At 61.0% G+C, this 885-nt stretch carries 1 protein-coding gene; it reads left to right on the top strand.

What is annotated here, in order from left to right:
• The coding region (locus EN984_RS36190; RefSeq protein ID WP_164765997.1) for an ABC transporter ATP-binding protein at nucleotides 1–859 on the top strand (859 nt) is incomplete at its 5' end.
• Nucleotides 860–885 lie beyond the last annotated feature (26 nt).

Below are 885 nucleotides of genomic sequence, written 5' to 3'. Positions count from 1 at the left end.
ATCGGGATGCGGGAAGAGCGTCACTGCCCTCTCCATTCTTCGCCTGCTGCCGAAGCTGAGCGCGAAGACTGTCGGCGGTGAAGTCCGCTTCCACGGACGCGACCTCCTCGACCTGTCCGATCGTGAGATGCGAAAAATTCGCGGCGACCAAATCGCCATGATTTTCCAAGAACCGATGACCAGTCTGAACCCGGTTTATACGGTCGGCCGCCAGATCGCAGAGGCGGTGCAGATCCACACGAAAGCCTCCCGCTCGGTGGGCATGGCAAAGGCCGAAGAGATGCTCCGTCTCGTCCGCATCGCGGACCCCGAGCGTCGCGTCAACAACTATCCGCATGAGATGTCGGGAGGCATGCGCCAGCGCGCCATGATCGCCATGGCTCTTGCCTGCTCACCGGACCTGTTGATTGCCGACGAGCCGACTACGGCCCTCGACGTCACAATCCAGGCACAGATTCTGCGACTCATCGTCGACCTGAAAGAGCGCACAGGAACGGCAGTGATGTTCATCACGCATGATCTGGGCGTTGTCGCCGAGACGTGCCAGCGGGTGATCGTAATGTATGCTGGGCGGATCGTGGAACAAGCGAACGTGATAGATTTGTTCTCGCGTCCGGCGCACCCGTACACCCAGGGCCTCATGCGATCGGTGCCTGACCGGCGGCGCGGCCGACAAAGTCGCCTTCCGGAAATTCCCGGGATTGTGCCAAGCCTTCGCGACCCCATTGTGGGCTGCAGCTTTGCGCCACGCTGCTCGTTTGCGATCGACATTTGCCGCGAGAAAACACCCATTCTGAGTGATGTCAGGCCAGGCCACGCCGCCGCTTGCTGGCGCGCCGAAGAGGTGATGGGAGCATGAGTGGTCCTTTGCTGACAGTCGAGAAC

This window comes from Mesorhizobium sp. M7A.F.Ca.CA.004.12.1.1 (assembly GCF_003997835.1).
Lineage (GTDB): Bacteria > Pseudomonadota > Alphaproteobacteria > Rhizobiales > Rhizobiaceae > Mesorhizobium.
The sequence above is the reverse complement of the archived record's forward strand: the minus strand, read 5'-3'. Positions and strand labels throughout refer to the sequence as shown.